The organism is Nocardia amamiensis, assembly GCF_015477605.1.
Taxonomy (GTDB): domain Bacteria; phylum Actinomycetota; class Actinomycetes; order Mycobacteriales; family Mycobacteriaceae; genus Nocardia; species Nocardia amamiensis_A.
This window is the reverse complement of sequence record NZ_JADLQX010000054.1, coordinates 1-19,377: the sequence shown is the minus strand read 5'-3', so window position 1 is coordinate 19,377 and position 19,377 is coordinate 1. Positions and strand designations below refer to the sequence as shown.

Genomic DNA, 19,377 nt, shown 5'->3' with positions numbered 1-19,377 from the left:
ACGCGGTGGCTTACGGATACGGCCCGCCGCCGACCCTCACCAGTGTTGCTCCGCGCTTCGGGCCGGAGACGGGCGGAAACACTGTCACGATTACGGGTACCAACCTCACGCGGACCCTCGCCGTGCGTTTCGGCACGACGCAGGCTACGTCGTTCACCGTGGTCTCGGACACCGAGGTCACCGCGGTGGCCCCTGCGCGTGCCGCTGGCATCGTCGGGGTCACTGTTACCACGACGGGTGGTACCAGCAACGCGGTGGCTTACGGATACGGCCCGCCGCCGACCCTCACCAGTGTTGCTCCGCGCTTCGGGCCGGAGACGGGCGGAAACACTGTCACGATTACGGGTACCAACCTCACGCGGACCCTCGCCGTGCGCTTCGGCACGACGCAGGCTACGTCGTTCACCGTGGTCTCGGACACCGAGGTCACCGCGGTAGCTCCTGCGCGTACCGGCATAGCCGCGGTCAACGTCACCACCACCGGCGGCCGCAGCAACGGTGTCCTTTACGCTTTCCTCCCGGCACCCACCCTCGCCGCCCTGAACCCCGACTCCGGGCCGGAAACCGGCGGTAACACCGTCACTCTCACGGGTACCGATCTCGCCCGAACCACCGCCGTCCGCTTCGGCGCGACACCCGCCACCTCGTTCACCGTGGTGTCGAACACCGAGGTCACCGCGGTCGCGCCCGCGGGGACCGGCACCGCCGCGGTCACCCTGACAACCCCGGGCGGCACCAGCAACGGTGTCTCCTACACCTACATCCCGGCACCGGCACTCGCCGCGATCGTCCCCGGCTCCGGTCCGGATGCCGGTGGCAATATCGTCACCATCACCGGCGCCAACCTCACGGGTACGACCACGGTTACCTTCGGCGCCACCCCAGCGACCTCCTTCACCGTGGTTTCCGACACCGAGATCAGCGCCGTCGCCCCCGCGGGCACCGGCACGGTCGCTGTCACGGCCACCACCACCGGCGGCACCAGCAACGGTGTCTCCTACACCTACGTTCTCGTCCCCACCCTGGATTCGGCCGCCCCGGATGCGGGTCCGGTCGAGGGCGGCAACACCGTGATCCTCAGCGGCGTCAACCTCACCGGTGCCACCTCGGTCCTGTTCGGTGCGGTCGCGGCAGGCTCGTTCACCGTCCTGTCCGATACCCAGATCAGCGTCGTCGTCCCCGCCGGGACCGGTACGGTGCCGGTCACCGTCGTCTCGCCCACCGGTACCAGTAACGAGGTCCTCTACAACTACGGCGGTGCCCCCGCCCTGCTGGCAGTGGTCCCCGATCTGGGACCCGAAGCGGGTGGCAACACGGTCGTACTCCAAGGCGAGAACTTCACCGGGACTCTCGCAGTGGATTTCGGCGCCACCGCCGCGACGTCCTTCACCGTCGACTCCGATACGCAGATCACAGCCGTGGTCCCCGCAGGCGCCGCAACGGTGCCGGTCACGGTCGCCAATCAGTTCGGCGTCAGCAACGAGGTCCCCTATACCTACCTCGGAGTCCCAGCCCTTACCTCGGTCGACCCGAACCAGGGTCCCACCTCCGGCGCCAACACCGTCACCCTGAGGGGCACCGGATTCACCGGGGTCAGTGCCGTCGATTTCGGTGGGACAGCGGCCGTTTCGTTCACGGTGGTCTCCGATACCGAGACCAGTGCCGTCGTGCCTGCCGGGACCGGCACGGTCGCCGTCACCATTACCACCCCGGGTGGCAGCAGCAACGGCGCCTCCTACACATATGTCCCGGCACCGACCCTCAGCACGGTAGCCCCCGATTCCGGTCCGGAGACGGGCGGTAACACGATCATCCTGACCGGTGCCGGGTTCACCGGCGCAACGGCGGTGAATTTCGGTGCGCAACCGGCAGTATCGTTCGCTATCGTGTCGGATACCGAGATCAGTGCGGTTGTGCCCGCGGGGACGGGGTCGGTGAATGTCACCGTCGCTACGGCGGGTGGGATCAGCAACGGCGTGGCCTACACCTATGTCCCGGCACCCACCGTCGCTACGATCGTTCCCGCGTCCGGGCCGGAGGCCGGTGGCAATACCGTGACGCTCACCGGTACGAACTTCACCGGTGCGACTGCGGTGAACTTCGGTCTGACTCCGGCGATCTCGTTCACGGTGGTGTCGGGTACCGAGATCAGGGCGGTTGCTCCCGCACGTACCGATGTGGCCGCGGTGACCGTCACGACTGTCGGTGGCACCAGCGACGGTGTCCTCTACACCTATATTCCGGCGCCGACCCTCGCCTCGCTGGTCCCTGGCTCCGGTCCGCAGGCCGGTGGCAACACCGTCCGCCTGATCGGCAGCGGATTCATCGGTGCGACGGCGGTGAGATTCGGCGCGACACCAGCCACTTCGTTCACGGTGGTGTCGGATGGCGAGATCACCGCGGTCGCTCCCGCGGGGACCGGGACAACCTCGATCACGGTTACGACCACGGGCGGTACCAGCAACCCACTGACTTACGCCTACGTCCCGACGCCCACTCTGGCTTCGGTAATTCCCGGCTCCGGCCCGGCAACCGGTGGCAACACGGCGACCCTTACCGGCACCGGGTTCACCGGGGCGACAACCGTGAATTTCGGTTCGAAAACGGCGATTTCGTTCATGGTGGTGTCGGATACCGAGATCAGTGCGGTTGTGCCCGCGGGGACGGGGTCGGTGAATGTCACCGTCGCTACGGCGGGTGGGATCAGCAACGGCGTGGCCTACATCTATATCCCGGCACCCACCGTCGCTACGATCGTTCCCGCGTCCGGGCCGGAGGCCGGTGGCAATACCGTGACGCTCACCGGTACGAACTTCACCGGTGCGACTGCGGTGAACTTCGGTCTGACTCCGGCGATCTCGTTCACGGTGGTGTCGGGTACCGAGATCAGGGCGGTTGCTCCCGCACGTACCGGTGTGGCCGCGGTGACCGTCACGACCATCGGCGGTACCAGCGACGGTGTCCTCTACACCTACCTCCCCGCGCCCGCCGTCACCATGGCGGCCCCCGATTCCGGCCCGGAGACCGGTGGCGACACTGTCACGCTGACCGGCACCAATCTCACTGGTGCGAACGCGGTCTCCTTCGGCGCGACACCAGCCGCGTCGTTCACGGTGGTGTCGGATACCGAGATCACTGCGGTCGCTCCCGCGGGCACCGGGACAACCTCGATCACGGTGACTACTACCGGTGGCGCCAGCAACCCGGTGACCTACGCCTACGTCCCGGCACCCACGCTGGCTTCGGTGGCCCCGGACTCCGGCCCGGAGACGGGCGGCAACACGGCCATCCTGACCGGCACGGGATTCGCTGGGACTACCGTGGTGAACTTTGGTGGCACTGCGGCCGTTTCGTTCACCGTGGTGTCGGATACGGAGCTCAGCGCGGTCGTGCCCGCGGGCATCGGTTCGGTGAATGTCACCGTCACCACGGCGGGTGGCATCAGCAATGGTGTGCCCTACACCTACGTCCCGGCACCCACGGTCGCCACGATCGTTCCCGATTCCGGTCCGGAGACCGGCGGCAATACCGTTGTCTTGCCCGGCACCGGGTTCGGCACCGCCACTGCGGTGAACTTCGGCGTTACTCCGGCGACGTCGTTCACCGTGGTGTCGGGTGCCGAGATCAGGGCGGTCGCTCCCGTAGGTGCCGGTACGGCCGCGGTGACCGTCACGACCATCGGTGGTACCAGCGACGGTGTTCTCTACACCTTCATTCCGTCGCCGACTCTCGCCTCGGTGGTCCCCGAGTCCGGTCCGGATGCCGGTGGCAACACCGTCACCCTGGCCGGCACTGATCTCACCGGTGCCACCGCTGTCTTCTTCGACGCGACACCAGCCGTGTCCTTCACGGAGGTCTCGGATACCGAGATCAGCGCGGTCGCCCCCGCGGGCACCGGCACGGCGTCGGTCACCGTCACCACCACCGGAGGCACCAGCAACGGCGTCTCGTACGCCTACGTCCCCACACCGACACTCACCTCGGTGCTCCCTGATTCCGGTCCGGAGACCGGTGGCGACACCGTCACCCTCACCGGAACGGGATTCACTGGGACTACCGCGGTGGACTTCGGCGCGAACACGGCGGTTTCGTTCACCGTGGTGTCGGATACCGAGATCAGCGCCGTCGTGCCCGCCGGGATCGGCTCGGTGGATGTCACGGTCACGACGGCGGGCGGGGTCAGCAACCCGGTGGCATATACCTACATTCCGGCGCCGACGCTCGCCTCGGTGGCTGATTCGTCTGGTCCGGAGACCGGTGGCAATACCGTCACGGTCAGTGGCACCGGGTTCGCCACCGCGACTGAGGTGAACTTCGGTCTGACCGGAGCGCCTGCGTTCACGGTGGTATCGGATACGGAGATCAGGGCGATCGCTCCGGCGCGCACCGGTACGGCCGCCGTGACCGTGAAGACCGTCGGTGGTTCCAGTGGCGGTGCCCTGTACACCTTCGTCCCGGCGCCGACCCTCGCTTCCGTCGAACCCGACTCCGGCCCGGAGACCGGCGGCAACGCCGTCACCCTGACCGGCACCGGATTCACCAGGACCAGCGCGGTCGGATTCGATGGGACAGCGGCGATTTCCTTCACGGTCGTGTCGGATACCGAGATCAGCGCGGTCGCTCCCGCGGGCACTGGCACAGCCGCGGTCACCGTCACGACCACGGGCGGCACCAGCAACGGCGTCTCCTATGCCTACGTTCCGGCCCCCACTCTGATCTCGGTCGTGCCGGACTCCGGCCCGGACACCGGGGGCAACACGGTCATCCTGACCGGCACGAATCTCACCAGCGCGACCGAGGTGCGTTTCGGTGCGGTGTCCGCGGCGTTCACGGTCGTCTCCGACAGCGCGATCAGCGCCACTGCTGCTCCGGGAAGCGGGACGGTCGGCGTCACCGTCACCACCGCCGGTGGCACGAGCAATCCGGTCCTCTATGCCCACGTCCCGCCACCCACACTCGCCTCGGTGGTCCCGAGCTCGGGTCGCACTGCGGGCGGCAACACCGTCACCCTCACCGGAACGGGATTCATCGATGCGACCACGGTCACCTTCGGTGCGAACGCGGCTTCCTTCGTCGTGGTGTCGGATGCCGAGATCAGGGCGGTGGTACCCGCCGGGGTCGCCGGGACGGCAACCGTCACGGTGACCGGACCCGGCGGCATCGGCAACGGGATCCTCTACACCTACGTGCCTGCGCCGACGGTTACCGCGGTTGTCCCGAACTCGGGGGCGACCACCGGCGGCAACACCGTCACGATCGACGGCACCGGATTCACCGGCGCGACCGCCGTCCACTTCGGCGCGACACCGGCGACCTCCTACACCGTGGTCTCCGACACCCGGATCACCGCCGTGGCGCCCAGGTCCGCCGGAGCGGTCACGGTCGCCGTCACCACCGCGGGCGGCACCAGCAACGGCGTCGGCTACACCTATGTCGCCGCGCCCACGCTGACCTCTGTCTCCCCGAATGCGGGACCCGCCACCGGCGGCAACACCGTCACTCTCACCGGGACCAACCTGACCGGAACCACGGCCGTCCGTTTCGGCACCAAGGCGGCTGTTTCCTTCGCCGTTGTCTCGGCTTCCCAGATAACCGCCGTGATCCCCGCCGGGACCGCCGGAGCGGTCACGGTCACCGTCACCACCGCGGGCGGCACCAGCAACAGCGTCGGCTACACCTACGTCGCCGCGCCGACGCTGACCTCGGTGGTCCCGAACTCCGGTCCGGTAGCGGGCGGCAACACCGTCACGCTCACCGGCACGGGATTCACCGGCGCGAGCGCCGTGAAGTTCGGCGCCACCCCCGCGGCCTCCTTCACGGTGATCTCCGGAACCCAGATCACTGCCGTCGTCCCCGCCGGGACCGCCGGACAGGCGACGGTCACCGTCACCACCGCGGGCGGCACCAGCAACGGCGTCGTCTACACCTACCTGCCCGCCCCGACGCTCGTCGAGCTCAGTCCGAACCATGGGCACGCCGCAGGCGGGAACATGATCACCCTCACCGGCACGAGATTCACCGGCGCGACCGCGGTGCGTTTCGGCACGACTCCGGCGACAGCGTTCACCGTCACCTCCGACACCCGGATCAGGGCCACGGTGCCTGCCGGGACGGGCGTACGCGCCGTCACGGTCACCACCCCGGGCGGCACCAGTAACGGCGTCTCCTACACCTACACATAGACGCTCACCATGGCGGTGAGAGCCCGTCGGGTGACACGGAATGGCTGTCGCGAGTCGTGGACTACCGGCTCGCGTCGACTCGAGGGTGATCGCATCAGACGGTGGCCGGTGCTTGGCCTCGTCCGAACCGCGGCAAGCGCAGTGTTCGGCGCTGCGAGTCGGCCGATCAGCCCGAACCACCCTGAGCTGGGGCAGGATTCGAGTTCCGCTCATGGTGTTCGGAGCCGGGCTATGGCCGCGTGGTTGGCCTTCGGGTCCAGCGTTATCGCCGCCGCCCAGGCGTGTGCGGCGACGATGCGTCGGTCGAACGATTCGATCCAGGCGTCGGTGTTGTCGCGGGTGTCATCGACCCAGGTGGGGGTGGGTCCGAGTTCGGGTAGGTGGGTGTAGGTGAGGGACGTGTAGGTGCGTGCGCGGGCGTCGAAGATGGTTGCCGCGTACATTTCGTCAGCTCCGGCGCGTTCGCTCAGCCTGCCCGCCACGGCCGCCTGTATCGCCTCTTGCGGGACGCCGCCCGGACCGGTGAACATTTCGCCGATCGTCCGGTAGGCGAGCCCGAACCCCCACAGGCGGCCGGGGAATCTGCGGATCAGCCATTCGGCCGCGTCCAGGATGGGGGAGCGTTCGGCGTCGGGATCCAGCACGATCACGGTGTGGGCCGTCTCCTGGGTACCGGGTTGGTCGGTGCAGGCGAATCCCCAGAAGTGAATCGAGTCGACATCCGGGTCTGTCACGTCACTGCTGCGTTCGGCCATCATTCTGGCGAGGATCGCGTCTATCTCGATATCCGGCGGATACCGGATGGCGGGCGCCATCGCTGCCTGCGACGACGCTTTCCGCTTGTGCCGCCGCTGGTTTCGTCGTTTGGGCATTTTCCTCTTCGATCAAGGGCGTCATGCTGCGAGTGGCACACCACGGAGGGGTCTACTCGCGTTTTGCCGCAGCCATGTGCCACTCGTGGGTGGGTTACTGGGGTGGGGCGGGGAGGTCGGTGGTGGGTGGGCCGTGGGTGGGTAGTAGCACCTGCCAGTAGTGCTTGCGGACGGCGTCCCAGAGGTGGAAGTGGCGGGGGAACCATTCCCGTACCTGGGCTAGATCTGGTAACGCGCGTTCGTCGAAAGCTACAAAGCCACACTGGCCCAATGGGACCGGTACCGTGCTGCCGTCGTTGCGTAGCCGGTAGGCGGGTGTGGAGTCGCGCTCGTCGCGCAAGAACAGGATCTCGATGCGATGCCCCACCAACCGCCATCCGGCGTGGGTGTCGCCGACCGTGGTCCGATGCAACGTTCACCCCCGCAGCGGTTCCGGTGGTGTCGCCAGTTCCGACAGCCGTTCCAGCACTTCGTGCAATGTGCGCGCGGCTGGTCGCGGGTCGGCAGGGCCGAGTTGGTCGGTGGGCGGGAACGGTATGCCCCGCGCGGCTGCGCGTTCACGAGGACTGAGTGTCTGGGGTGTCAGCCGTCCCGCCGCCACCAGCGTGTGATAGGCCGCCGCTTTCCACACACACCGCTGGACACGGCAGGCGCGATGCACCTGCATCTGGGCGTGGGCCAGCCGAACATCCGCATGTCCGCATACCCGGGGTGGATAGAGCAGGGAATCCCGGTTCACCGCCCCGCCGCCCTATCCCGCACGAACCCTACCGACTTCGGTTGTACCCAGCCGCCGGACATAGTCCGTTGTGGCAGTCGGAAATTCGTCATGGTCTCGAGTTGTCTTCCGTGTTGCTCGGGCATGCGCATATGCTGCGGGCGTACTCACGAAGCGAGGCTCGAAACGGCCGGTGCGCGGCAATCGGTGTGTATGCCCTGGAAGCTTCCTGAGTTCGGCGCACGGAGACTCTCGCCGTGAGAAAACACAGGTCACAACGTGGGAAGCAGGGGAGGAACACGGAATGGTGGGTACCAAGTCAGACGCGCGCAGGACGACGCTGCAGCATCGCCAGCTGGGCCGAGCGCTGCGCGACGCGCGGCAGGCACACGGCTACACCCTCGAACAGGTAGCCGAAGTTCTGGACATCAGTCGCTCGACGTTGAGTCGGCTCGAACTCGGCCAGAACGAAAAGGTCAAGGCTCGGGAAGTGGATTACATATGTCAGTTCTACGGGCTGCCTGAGGACCGAATCGAGTATCTGAAATTGCTTGTAACGCAATCTAATGCGCGTGTCTGGTGGGAGGACTTCCAGAACCTGGTCCGGCCGGGATTCAACACGTATCTCCAATTGGAGGCTGCGGCAACCGAACTGCACTTCTTCCAATCACTCGTCATACCAGGGCTGTTGCAGACTCCTGACTACGCTCGCAGTGTGGGAGCATCTGCTCCGATGGGCACTTCGGAAGAGGTCGATCGGCTCGTGGAAGGGAGAATACAACGATCAGCAATCCTTACCCGAAGGCACAAGCCGATGCGAGCAGAATTCCTGTTGCATGAGTCGGCGCTGCGTACCGTTGTCGGCTCCGATCGAATCATGTCTTCGCAATATCGTCATCTGGCCGACATGGGTACGCGAGACAACGTCTCGATCCGAGTCGTTCCGTTTACTGCTGGTTTCCCCGGAGGGCTGGCGATACCGCCGTACATCATCATCGGCTTCCCGCACAACGAGCCGTCTGTCGTCTACACCGAAGGCGCAATAGGAACAATGATCTTCGAGGAGGACGACGACGTAAACCGCTTTCGGGGGATTCACGAAGCCATCAGTGGTGCTGCATTGCAAGAACAACCATCGAGAGACCTGCTCAGGAACATTGCGAGGAGATACGAATAATGATCATCGACCTATCCGGAGCGAAGTGGTTCAAGTCTGTCCGCAGTGGCGAAGCGGATGCGTGTGTCGAAGTCGCGTGGCTCGAGGGCAGTCACGTCGGTGTCCGTGATTCGAAGAACCCGGCAGGTCCGGCGCTGGTCTTCACGCCAGGCGCGTGGGACGCCTTCGCTGCGGGTGTGCAGGAGAACGAATTCGCCGGTCCCGCCTGACCCAGTCGGACCGCGTCACGAGCAGGTGGCGGCCTCGGTCCTTCTGTACCAGGGTCCGATGCCGTCGTCTGCTACTGTTGGCGCAGCCTGAGTCGTTACGGGTCGAGAGGGTGGGGATGAGTCGTCGAATCGCATTGGTGCTGCTCGGTTCCCTGCTTGTGTCCGGTGCCGTGGCGTGTGGGGACACCACGAACGGTTCGCCGACTACCAGTACCCCCGCGGCCAAGGCATTGTTCGACCCTTGCACAGGAATTCCCGATGCTGCCTTGAAGTCTGCTGGGGTTGACCCAGGTACTGAAGACCATGGCGTGGCCGGAGTAGATCAGTCCGGCTGGGAGATCTGTCGATGGAAGGGCAGCCGCTACTCCATGACTGTATTCTCGACCGCGCGTACCGTGTCCGAGTTCGAAAATAAGCCCGGGAATGTCGAGTTCCAGGACGTCACAGTTGCGGGCCGGGTGGGTCGGCAGTTCAAGGTCGAAGGGGCTTCCAAGGATCTGCTCTGTGATGTGTTGTTCCCCGCATCTCAAGGTGTCGTGCAGTTGCGGATATCCAACTTGGCAGGTCTCGACAATCACGAAGATCCGTGCACGACCCTGTCTCGAGTCGGCGAGTCGATTGTGCCTGTGCTACCACGTTGATCAGGGAGGGATCATATGAGCGAGGACAACGCGACGCTGTGGAGTCGGTTGGTAGGCCAAGCTCGGGCGGGGGAACTGTACTTCGATGATGCGAACGCGGCATATCACTGCGCGAAAGCATGCGACAAGCACATAGCCGATCTCCAAGACCTTGCGATCGCGGCACAAGATGCGCAAAATGTCTCCGGTTTCGGCGATTTCGAGATGGCCCGCGCCCTGGAAAGTAAGTTCCTGAAACAGGCTACCGGCGAAGCCAACTCGATCGACCACGTAATCCTCGAACAGATCGAGACCGTGAAGAACATGCGCGAAGTCATGGCGATCTCCTTCAAGCGCATCACCGGCCAAGACATCGAGAACGCCACCCAGATCGCGAATACCACCGACCAGCAAGGCTGATGTGCAGCCGCATCCGGTCGCTGAGCGCTAGGAGCCCGTGCCTTCCTCGGGTGCGTACAACTCCGGCTCGAACAGTGCCTTCGCTCCGGCGCGTGTGTACAGCTTTCGTTGCAGCGAGCGCAGGAGCGTAATCGCTTCCGCATCGCGTATCGGATTGACAATCTGGAACTCGATGCCCGCACCGAACAAGTCACTGCCGAACGCCAACTCGCACAGGAACAGTACTCTGGCGGTCTCGACCTCGCTCAGCGTCGCTCGGCCGCTGACCTCGCGTCGCAGCCTGCCGAGAACGGCCGCCGCGGCATCTCGGAACGTCTCCGCCGTGCTGGACCGCGTCGAGCACGGTGCGACCAAGGAGCTGTCCGGCCGCCGGCGGTCGGCACTGAATTTCTCGGTGGTACGCGGTCTATCCCGTTGTTTCGTGTCCTGCTGCCTCGTGATATGCGGCGGTCAGCTCCGCGAGCACGCCATCTGTGGGTATCGGCGCTCCGGCCAGGTGGGTGGCGCGGAGTTCATCCATGAATCGCGCCCAGAGCGGGGGACCGCCCGACGCCAGCAGTTCGGCTCGTACGGTCAGTTCCGGTGCCGTGTCCAGCCAGCGTGCGCCCCACGCGCCCAGCTGGGCCATCACCGGGACGAGCTGGATCGCCGCCTCGGTGAGGTGGTATTCGACCTTCTGGCGGTGGCTCGGATCGTCGTCGCGGGTGAGCAGGCCCGCGTCGACGAGTTTCGCGAGGCGGCTCGCCAGCATGTTCGACGCGATGCCCTCGATGGAAGCGGCGAGCAGTTCGCGGAAGTGGGTCTTGCCGCCGAACATGATGTCCCGCAGGACGATCAGGCTCCATCGGTCCCCGAGCAGCTCGATCGTCATATTGATCGGACAGCCCGACTTGCCCGGGGCCACCGGCAGCTTGTCTCGAGCAACTGGTTGCGCCATGGGATCAGTCTAGGTAAATTGCAAACCGATTGCAGATTGCAATCAGAAAGGACTTCAGATGACACAGCTGGTGCGCGTTCAGAACTTCACCGTGTCCAGCGATGGATACGGTGCCGGGGAGGGGCAAAGCCTCGAGCGCCCGTTCGGCCACGCCGATCCGGCGGCGCTCATGTTCTGGGCGGGCGCCACCGCTCACTGGCCCACCCGGACCGATCCCGGGGGAACCTACGGCCTCGACGACTACTGCACCCGCGACTTCACCAACAACATCGGCGCCGAGATCATGGGCCGCAACAAATTCGGTCCGCAACGCGGGCCATGGGAGAACTACGACTGGCAGGGATGGTGGGGCGACGAACCGCCGTTCCACACCCCGGTGTTCGTCCTCACTCATCATGAGCGGCCCTCGATCGCCCTGGGGGACACCACGTTCCATTTCCTCGACGCGTCTCCGAAGGACGCGCTGACGCAGGCTTTCGCCGCCGCCGAGGGCAAGGATGTGCGAATCGGCGGCGGCGTCGCGACGGTCCGGGAGTTCCTCGACGCCGACCTCATCGACACGATGCACATCGTCGTCGCGCCGGCCGAACTCGGCCGTGGTGAACGGTTGTGGACGAGTCCCGACGAACTCGCCGACCGTTTCCATCTGGAGCAGATCCCGAGCCCGAGCGGGGTGGTGCATCACTTCTTCTGGCGACGGTGACCGATCGCGCGACCGTGGAACGCAGGTGCCACGGTGGGCGGATGCGGATCAGGGCATTCGGCCGCCCGGCGGTGTCGGCGGGCGGCCTGTGCGGCAAAGCTTCAGTTCGAGAGCGGGAATTCCCGGGCCGCGTTCGGCCGGAGTGTGAAGCGCCGTCGATCGAAGTCCCACAGCCGGTAGATCGGCCACTGGATGGTGTGGGTCAGCCACGCGCCGACGATGACGGCGCGGTGGAACGGGTGCACCGTGTATCCCTGGCTGGTGATGGTGCGCAGACCGGCCAGCTGGAAACCCCACCAGCGGCGCGGGCTCGTTCTGCGGCGGCGGGCGGAGGTCTCGGCGCGCATGTGCGTCAGTTGGTCGATGACCAGGTCGTTCTTCGTCAGGCACAGCGCCAGGTCCAGATCGTCGATCACATCCGGCCGGGTCGTTGTTTCCGTGCGGACCTTCTCCCACGCCGTTCGGCGAATGGCCATGTTCGGCCCGTGCATATTGCCGACCCGGCCGCCGAGTTTGCCACGGCGTTGCTGCAGGTAGTAGCCGAATTCGAGGAAGAAGCCGACGGGTGAGTCGTAGTAGGTCGTGATGCCGGTGACCGCCGCGGTGTCGGGGTGCTCGGTCAGGTGTCGCGTGATGACCTCGCCCCAGTCCGGTGCGACCAGGGTGTCGGCGTCGGTCCGTCCGATGAAATCGCCACGCGCCTTGTCGAATCCGGTGTTTCGCGCGCGGGCGACTCCCCTTCGGAGTTCCTCGATGAGTACGACCTTCGGCTGATTGATCGAGTATTCGGCGACGATCCGGCGGGTGCCGTCGGTACTGCCGTTGTCGACCACGATGATCTCGTGGATCGAGTCCTGCGCGGCGAGGCGGTCCAGTGTGTGGACGATGCCCGCCGCTTCATTCAATGCGGGGATCACGACGGACAGGACTGGCGTCGTGGGGGGATTGCTCATCGGCGTATAGCTCCAGGTGTGCCGGGAGACATCGGAGAGCATGCCGATCAGGAAGACATGATTTGTCGTGACTGCACGTGGCGGCTCTCGGATGTCGGTGTGAATCGAAAAGTACTCAGCCGTCGGCACTGACGGGAGTCCGAAATGTACAGGCTTGACTGCGAAATATCTTTGTGCAGTAACTCGATCATGGTGATCGTCACAGATATACGGTGTCTATCACGTGAGCTTTCACAGCACTTCGGGCCAGATGTGCCAGGTTGCTGGAGACGCGTATCAGTGAGAGCCTGCTGGTCGTCTGCTACTGTTAGCGCAACTCGAGACGTCAGGGGGCGAGAGGGTGGGGATGTGTCGTCGAATCACGTTGATGCTGCCGGGGTTCGCGCATGCATCGAGTGCCGTCGGGGGCGGGGGCACACCGGACGGGCCGCCCAGCACGAGCACCAGCACGGCTGCGGCGGCACTCTTCAACCCCGCATGGGAATTCCGGACCGTGAACATGCGTAAGGCCATGGCGATCTCGTTCCAGCGCATCACCGGTCAGGATGTCGACAACGCGGTCCCGATCACGAATGCCATCGAGCAGGTGCGTTGATGGGCAACCCATTCAGTAGCCTGCAGGTCTTCAACTCCGATCTGGGTTCGACGGTGGTCCGCAACGTCACCAACTGGATTTCCGGTGAAGAGTTGCGGCCCGACGTCGATCCGTTCGCGGTGCAGGACACATACAACCGACAGCGCGACAACGTCCGCAGCGGGGCGGCCGGCCTGGGCTTCCAGGGAGAATTCCGGCCCAGGGAAGTGCTCGATGCGGATGAGTTCGAAAAGCACGACGTTGCCACGTTGCGTCACAAAGTCGATCAAATCGGCTTGGCCGCGGTCAACGACCTGATCGGTGCCTGGAACAACATCGCTGACCGCAACCATAATTCTCTGACCGAATTCACCACCGCAATGGCGCGGGGAACCGACGAGAGTGTCTGGCGCGGTGCGGCGCGCGACGCGGCGGCAAGCGCGGTCCGCGACTACGCCGCCCAGGGTGAGCAGGTCACGAATGCGGCTCGTCTGACCGGCAGCAAACTAGCCGAATTGCGGACGGGGTTGGAGCCCACCGTGCAGCTGGTCCCACACGCGCCGGATCATCGCAGCGGAGTGGACAACGTCCGTGCCTGGGTGGCCGGGCGTGGCTGGCGCAACGACGATGTGGCCCAGCACAATGCGAAGGCCGAGGCGCTGCGGGTGCTGCGCACCGTGTACGCGCCGGTCGTGATGGAGTCCGATACCAATGTGCCGGTGATTCCGCGTCCGAATCCTGTCACGAATCCAGGTGGCACCGACCCGGGCGGTACCAATCCTCGGGGCACCAATACCGGTAGCGGAAACCCGTCGGGCGCAACGTCTCCCAGCTCGGACCCTACCGGCACCGACTCGCCCACCGACTCGACCACTCCTTCGAGCACCCAGTCCACGGATAACCCGGCGGGGACACCGCAGTCCACCAGCACCGATCCGGCGTCTACCACACCGGCTTCGACCACACCCGCCTCCACCACGCCTGGTACCCCGGGCACTCCCGGCAGCCCGAATCTCAGCACGCCGGGCAGCCCCGGAAGTCCTGGGAGTCCCACCGGTCCCGGCGCGCCGGGTGTTTCCGTGCCGCCTTCCGGGCGTCCTGGCACACCGAACCCGAACGGAGCTGTCCCGGCCGCGTCGCGGTCGGGAAGCCCGTCCGGCCGGCCCGGCATGGGCGGCATGCCGGGCGGGATGGCGCCCGGTGCGCGCGGCGGCAAGTCCGATGACGAATCCAGCAAGGGCATTCCCGACTACCTGATCACGCAGGAACACGGCAATGAGCTCACCGGGCTGGAGGACCTGCCCAGGACGGTGCCGCCGGTCATCGGCGACAACCCGGCATCGTAAGGACATTTCCCATGCCTGAAGTGCGGAGCTGGCGGTTCGCCGGGCTCGAATTCCGGACTCTGTGGGAGTCCACCGGACGGGACGTGCTGCCCTATCCACTGCGGCACCAGTACACGACCGAGTTCCGGTCGGAGAGTCTGCGGTTGCGGCAGGCGGCGGCGCGGTCGTTGCAACCGCGCATCGATGACGATCTGCTGCGTGCGGTGGAAGTGCTGCTGGCGCCGGAGGCGCGGGTGGAACTGGCCGCCTTTGTCGGCGCCCGGCGCGACCGCAGGTTGCGTGCGCATGCCGGAGTGCATTACCAGCACGGGGCGGTCGCGGTGCAAGAGCCGGGTCCGGACCCGGAACAAGGCGGTGACGTCGTGCTGACGCTGCTTCCCGCCGGTGAAGTGGCACGGACGGTGGTCGACGTGCTCCCCGCCCGCGCTGCGGGACACGGCAAGCAACTGCAAGTCACGTCCGAGGAACTGGAACGCCCACGGCCGCCTGTCCGCGACGCCTGGCGGCCGACACCACGGGAGGAGTTCGAGCGGTTCTTCACCCGCGCGATGACCTTGATCGGCCACGTCGGCGTCTACGCGATGGGCAGCGTCGACAATCGCCACACCCAGGGCCGCAAGGACTTCCAGATCAACGACGTCGAAGAGGACGGCCGCTACGTCACCTTCGGCACCGACACGCTGACCGTCAAACCCACCACCAATGAACGCATCGCCACCACTCTGCAGCAGATGATCAACCGGACCATCACCGAAGTACGCGACGGGGTCCACCTACCTTATTGACCGTCACTGCGGGGCGGGAGGTATCGAGTGTTCGACCGATACCGGGGCCTGAACAAGCCTCGCGCCGAACCATCAGGAGAACTGGGGCTTAGTTCAGACGATCGGGCTCAGCGACGATGTGCAGCTGCGCGACTGGTTGGTCGGGGCCGCCTAATGCCATGGCCGGAACCGACCCGGGAGCGGCGTTCATGGACCCGAGCGGGCCAATACGAGGATCGGCGCAAGCGGCAGTGCCCTCGATCGCGATCGAGGGCACTGGCCAGGTAGTTGTCGACATGGATCGAGCCGCCCGGCTGATCAGTTTCCGGGCTGCTGCCGGAGGTCTTCTTCGCGGTAGCGGCAGCCTGTTGAGCCGGTAATGAGAGCGGCTTTGTAAGTGCCGAGTTTAATTTCGTTACCGTTGTCGGGGGAGTGCAGTACTACGTCGTGTCGTCCGGGCACGTCGGCGCGAACGGTGAGCGATGTTATGCCGTTTTGTGCCGCTATGTCGCGCGCGATATTCAGGACGCTGGCCCACTGGCTGTCGGCAATCGGCACAGATGAGATGAGGCGGTCAGTGGTCATCGATACCCCATCGGTCTCGAGATATGGGGATGGGCAGCCGAGCGTCCCTATGCCTCGATTGGCGTCGGTGCGCCAGTCAAGTTCAGGCACAATGACTTTCGCCGCATCTGCGATCTGCCGGACTATCGCTGCGAGTTGTTGCTCGGTGGCCTCCACAGACGGCAATTGCCGCATCATGGCCTCGGCGTGCGCGATCTCATCTTTGGTCACCGGGTGGTCGGGGTCGTCCAAGTTGCTTCCACATCCGCTCAGGATTGCTGCGCCGACGATCGACGCGAGTATTCGTAGACGCTTCGACATCTCAGCGCACCGCCCATTCCGGCAGTCCGGCGACGATCACGGCCATGTTGTATCCCGCTGTGCGAAGTTCGCCATTCGCGCTCGGCCGTGGATACTCGCTGTGGCCGTTCGAGTCCTCGCGATGGACGCCGTCGCTTGTCGTCGCTTCCGCGACAGAGAGTTGTTCCAGTTTTGTCGTCACGGGATCAGGGCCGAATATGCCGGTGCCATCAGCCCACGTGATCGGGTCGTCAGGTGCGCGCATCACAAAGCCATGGCCCTGTGGCAGACCAAGATCCGGCTCGTCATCGGCGTTGATGCCCGGTGAGCCATAGAAGACAACATCGTCGACCGGCTGGCCGGGGCCAGGATCCTGCAACGCGAGCGCCGTAGTATAAGACCCGTAGGAGTGGCCCAACGCCGTGATATGCGGATCGGATTTGTTAGAGGCCGCATCCAGACCGCTGAAGAAGTTCGCCAGCTTTGGAGCACCTTCCTTCGCCCGATCGGAGCTCGCCGCCTCCGGTCCGATCTCCGGCGGTGGTTCATACCCGAGCCAAGCGATCGACGCCACTCTCTGGCCAGAACGGCCCGCCAGGCTCAGTTGGTCCCTCGCCTCTTCCTGCAATGTCTCCGCCTCGCGGGTCATCCCGCCCAGCGACTGCACCGTTGTCGAGACGCCGGGCGTGGCGACCGAAATGTGGTCCGCGTTGTCAGGGTCGCCGATAGCGACTGCGGCCATCCCTTTCTCTCCCGAGTGCATATCCAGCAACAGCAGGCGCGCACCCTTATCCGGGTCTGCCAGGTCGAGCGGATGTTCTTTCAAGATGCCCTCGATCGCGTCGAGATCCTTCAGCTTCGCCTCGACACCAGCCAATTCCGCCTTCTCCTTCCCATACGGATCAGGCGCATTCGGGTACCTGGACCCGTCGGGAGCGTCTTTCAGCTCCTCGCGCAGTCTGTCGCGCTCCTGCGTCAACCGAGTGCGTTCGTCATCGATACGGTTGACGTTCGCTTCGTGGCGGGCCATGGACGGTATGCCGTCCCGGTTGCCGATCCATTCGGGGTGCTGCTCGATGACTTCGCGGCGCTGTTGTTCGTCCATCGCATCCCAGTACTCCTTGTTCTGCTGTGGAGTCGCGTTTTCCGGGGGAGCGGGGGCGGTCAGTCCGCCTTGGGATGCGCCGGCGGTGGAGGCCGCGGCCACGTCCGTGGCGTCTTTGTCGTCGATCTGTCCGTCGGCGGCCTTGTTCAGTACCGCGGCCGCGTCGGCGTTGATGTCGTCGGCTTGGCGCATGACCGCGCGCGCGGCGTCGATCAGCTCCAGGCGCAAGGCCTCCACCGACGCCGAGCCGGGCGCGTTGGGCTGGTCGGCGATGGTGACGTGGCCGTTATCCCAGACTTCGAGACCGTGCGCGGCGGCGGTCTGGTCGATTGTGGCCAAGGTCGCCTTCAGGTGCTTGACGGCTTCCCTGGTCTGTTTCGTCAATTCTCGAACCGCGCCGAGCGCCGCGGCTTCGTCGGTGAGCTGGTCGGCGGTGACGGTGAACCTGCGGTGCGCCGCGTCCGCTGCTTCGCCTTGCCAGCCGGGGAGCTTGCCGATGTCCGCGAGCTGTTTGTCGATGTCTTCCAGCGTGGTGAGACGGCGGGACAGCGACGTTTCGAGCATCTCCAGCGCGACTTCGTTCCACCAACGGATGTCCGGTAACAGCATCGACCAGCGTCCCCCCATAGAAATCGCATCGCTTGTGCTGACCGGTATCGTAGCGGGCAGTTACGCGTATTCGCTAGACACAGGGGGTGTTCGATGGCCGATTCCGTATCTGTCGATCCTGAACTGCTACGTAGTGCGGCCGGTCGGCTCGATGTTCTGTTCGAGGACTCGGGCACGAAGCTCCGGGAGGTCGATCAAGCGATCGCCGACAGCCGCGACGGATGGAAGGAAGCGGCGGCGACCGCGTTCGGACGGTTCACCACCTATCTGGAAGGCCGCCGGAACATGTTGCGACAGAACCTCGGCGAGCTTTCGGAATCGCTGACCACCGCGGCCAACAAGCTCCAGTCGCAGGACGAAGCGAGAAGTACCCAGCTGACGTCGCAATCGTCCAGCCTCGACCTCTGAATCGGTAAATCGATTCTTCGGTTCGAACAGCGCCACGGATACGAGACTGGGCCGTCGGCACAACGTGCCGACGGCCCAGCCGAATCACCTGTCAGATGAAGGTGAAGGCGACGCCGTTACTGGTCCCACCTCCTGTCGTGGCGGTGATCTGCACGGTTCCCGTTCCGGCGGGGGAGACTGCCGTGATCTGGGTCGCGGAGTCGACGGTGAACGAGGCCGCCGGTGTCGCACCGAAATCGACTGCCGTAGTTCCCGTCAGATCCGTTCCGGTGAGAACGACCGTCGTGCCACCGGCTGCCGCGCCCGAATTCGGAGCCGCGCTGGTGAGAGCGGGGGCCGGGATAAAGGTGTAGGCGACGCCGTTGCTGGTCCCACCCGGGGTGGTGGCGGTGACCTGCACGGTTCCCGTTCCGGCGGGGGAGACTGCCGTGATCTGGGTCGCGGAGTCGACCGTGAACGAGGCCGCCGGTGTCGCACCGAAACTGACGGCTGTTGCTCCGGTCAGGTCGGTTCCGGTCAGGACAACCGTCGTGCCACCCGCATCCGGTCCCGAGTTGGGAACCGCAGTGGTGAGAGCGGGGGCCGGGATAAAGGTGTAGGCGACGCCGTTGCTGGTCCCACCCGGGGTGGTGGCGGTGACCTGCACGGTCCCTGTTCCGGCGGGGGAGACTGCCGTGATCTGGGTTGCGGAGTCGACCGTGAACGAAGCCGCCGGTGTCGCACCGAAACTGACCGCGGTAGCTCCGGTCAGATCCGTTCCGGTCAGGACAACCGTCGTGCCACCCGCATCCGGTCCCGAGTTGGGGACCGCAGTGGTGAGAGCGGGAACTGGGATGAAGGTGAAGGCGACGCCGTTGCTGGTTCCGCCCGGGGTGGTGGCGGTGACCTGCACGGTCCCTGTTCCGGCGGGCGAAAC

The 19,377-nt window shown here is 65.5% G+C and carries 19 protein-coding genes; 10 read left to right on the top strand and 9 right to left on the bottom strand.

The genetic code is table 11. From position 1 onward, the window contains the following. The first annotated feature begins 5 nt into the window (after positions 1-5). Positions 6-6,182 (top strand): IPT/TIG domain-containing protein, encoded by a 6,177-nt coding sequence (locus IU459_RS35185; protein WP_324199149.1) that lies wholly within the window; start codon positions 6-8, stop codon positions 6,180-6,182. A 209-nt stretch (positions 6,183-6,391) separates the two neighbouring features. Here the strand turns inward: IU459_RS35185 and IU459_RS35180 are convergent, their stop codons facing one another. From IU459_RS35180 to IU459_RS35170, 3 genes are all read right to left on the bottom strand, one after another. After that, positions 6,392-7,054: a hypothetical protein gene (locus tag IU459_RS35180; protein ID WP_195133920.1), complete on the bottom strand. Its 663-nt coding sequence runs from the start codon at positions 7,052-7,054 to the stop codon at positions 6,392-6,394. A 94-nt stretch (positions 7,055-7,148) separates the two neighbouring features. Then, positions 7,149-7,466 (bottom strand): hypothetical protein, encoded by a 318-nt coding sequence (locus IU459_RS35175; protein ID WP_195133919.1) that lies wholly within the window; start codon positions 7,464-7,466, stop codon positions 7,149-7,151. Positions 7,467-7,469: 3 nt separating this feature from the next. Next, positions 7,470-7,793 (bottom strand): hypothetical protein, encoded by a 324-nt coding sequence (locus IU459_RS35170; RefSeq protein WP_195133918.1) that lies wholly within the window; start codon positions 7,791-7,793, stop codon positions 7,470-7,472. Positions 7,794-8,076: 283 nt separating this feature from the next. On the opposite strand from IU459_RS35170, the gene IU459_RS35165 reads away from it, so the two are divergent. The 4 genes from IU459_RS35165 (at position 8,077) to IU459_RS35150 (ending at position 10,198) form a co-directional block, all read left to right on the top strand. Further along, a complete protein-coding gene (locus IU459_RS35165) occupies positions 8,077-8,949 on the top strand; it encodes a helix-turn-helix domain-containing protein (protein ID WP_195133917.1) in 873 nt (290 codons plus the stop codon). After that, on the top strand, positions 8,949-9,158 hold the full coding sequence (locus tag IU459_RS35160) for a DUF397 domain-containing protein (protein ID WP_195133916.1): 210 nt from the start codon (positions 8,949-8,951) through the stop codon (positions 9,156-9,158). Before IU459_RS35165 ends, IU459_RS35160 begins: the two co-directional genes overlap by 1 nt. Positions 9,159-9,274: 116 nt before the next feature. Next, the gene (locus IU459_RS35155; RefSeq protein WP_195133915.1) at positions 9,275-9,799 is read left to right on the top strand and encodes a DUF3558 domain-containing protein; all 525 of its coding nucleotides are present in this window, start codon (positions 9,275-9,277) and stop codon (positions 9,797-9,799) included. A gap of 15 nt (positions 9,800-9,814) precedes the next feature. Beyond that, positions 9,815-10,198, top strand: coding sequence for a hypothetical protein (locus tag IU459_RS35150; protein WP_195133914.1), 384 nt, complete (start codon positions 9,815-9,817; stop codon positions 10,196-10,198). A 27-nt stretch (positions 10,199-10,225) separates the two neighbouring features. Here IU459_RS35150 and IU459_RS35145 read toward each other — a convergent pair whose 3' ends face one another. Next, a complete protein-coding gene (locus IU459_RS35145) occupies positions 10,226-10,552 on the bottom strand; it encodes a hypothetical protein (RefSeq protein ID WP_195133913.1) in 327 nt (108 codons plus the stop codon). A 52-nt stretch (positions 10,553-10,604) separates the two neighbouring features. Beyond that, positions 10,605-11,135: a winged helix-turn-helix transcriptional regulator gene (locus IU459_RS35140; protein WP_195133912.1), complete on the bottom strand. Its 531-nt coding sequence runs from the start codon at positions 11,133-11,135 to the stop codon at positions 10,605-10,607. Positions 11,136-11,193: 58 nt separating this feature from the next. On the opposite strand from IU459_RS35140, the gene IU459_RS35135 reads away from it, so the two are divergent. Beyond that, the gene (locus tag IU459_RS35135; RefSeq protein WP_195133911.1) at positions 11,194-11,838 is read left to right on the top strand and encodes a dihydrofolate reductase family protein; all 645 of its coding nucleotides are present in this window, start codon (positions 11,194-11,196) and stop codon (positions 11,836-11,838) included. A 101-nt stretch (positions 11,839-11,939) separates the two neighbouring features. Here the strand turns inward: IU459_RS35135 and IU459_RS35130 are convergent, their stop codons facing one another. Then, positions 11,940-12,791 (bottom strand): glycosyltransferase family 2 protein, encoded by an 852-nt coding sequence (locus IU459_RS35130; protein ID WP_195133910.1) that lies wholly within the window; start codon positions 12,789-12,791, stop codon positions 11,940-11,942. A gap of 367 nt (positions 12,792-13,158) precedes the next feature. Here IU459_RS35130 and IU459_RS35125 point away from each other — a divergent pair, with 367 nt between their 5' ends. Genes IU459_RS35125 through IU459_RS35115 form a run of 3 tightly spaced genes read left to right on the top strand, consistent with a single transcriptional unit; the run spans position 13,159 to position 15,496 of the window. Next, on the top strand, positions 13,159-13,386 hold the full coding sequence (locus IU459_RS35125) for a hypothetical protein (protein WP_195133909.1): 228 nt from the start codon (positions 13,159-13,161) through the stop codon (positions 13,384-13,386). Then, the gene (locus tag IU459_RS35120) at positions 13,386-14,711 is read left to right on the top strand and encodes a hypothetical protein (RefSeq protein WP_195133908.1); all 1,326 of its coding nucleotides are present in this window, start codon (positions 13,386-13,388) and stop codon (positions 14,709-14,711) included. Before IU459_RS35125 ends, IU459_RS35120 begins: the two co-directional genes overlap by 1 nt. 11 nt (positions 14,712-14,722) lie before the next feature. Beyond that, positions 14,723-15,496 (top strand): ESX secretion-associated protein EspG, encoded by a 774-nt coding sequence (locus IU459_RS35115; protein ID WP_195133907.1) that lies wholly within the window; start codon positions 14,723-14,725, stop codon positions 15,494-15,496. A gap of 297 nt (positions 15,497-15,793) precedes the next feature. On the opposite strand, the gene IU459_RS35110 is transcribed toward IU459_RS35115, so the two are convergent. Both IU459_RS35110 and IU459_RS35105 read right to left on the bottom strand, forming a co-directional pair. After that, on the bottom strand, positions 15,794-16,360 hold the full coding sequence (locus IU459_RS35110) for an LppA family lipoprotein (RefSeq protein WP_195133906.1): 567 nt from the start codon (positions 16,358-16,360) through the stop codon (positions 15,794-15,796). A 1-nt stretch (position 16,361) separates the two neighbouring features. After that, positions 16,362-18,071, bottom strand: coding sequence for an alpha/beta hydrolase (locus tag IU459_RS35105; RefSeq protein ID WP_324199148.1), 1,710 nt, complete (start codon positions 18,069-18,071; stop codon positions 16,362-16,364). Between the two features lie 75 nt (positions 18,072-18,146). Between IU459_RS35105 and IU459_RS35100 the strand changes: the two genes are divergently transcribed. Then, entirely contained in the window at positions 18,147-18,461 is a 315-nt protein-coding gene (locus IU459_RS35100; RefSeq protein ID WP_195133905.1) for a WXG100 family type VII secretion target, read from the top strand. Between the two features lie 91 nt (positions 18,462-18,552). Here IU459_RS35100 and IU459_RS35095 read toward each other — a convergent pair. After that, positions 18,553-19,377, bottom strand: an 825-nt coding sequence (locus IU459_RS35095) for an IPT/TIG domain-containing protein (RefSeq protein ID WP_195133904.1), incomplete at its 5' end; no start/stop codon positions are given.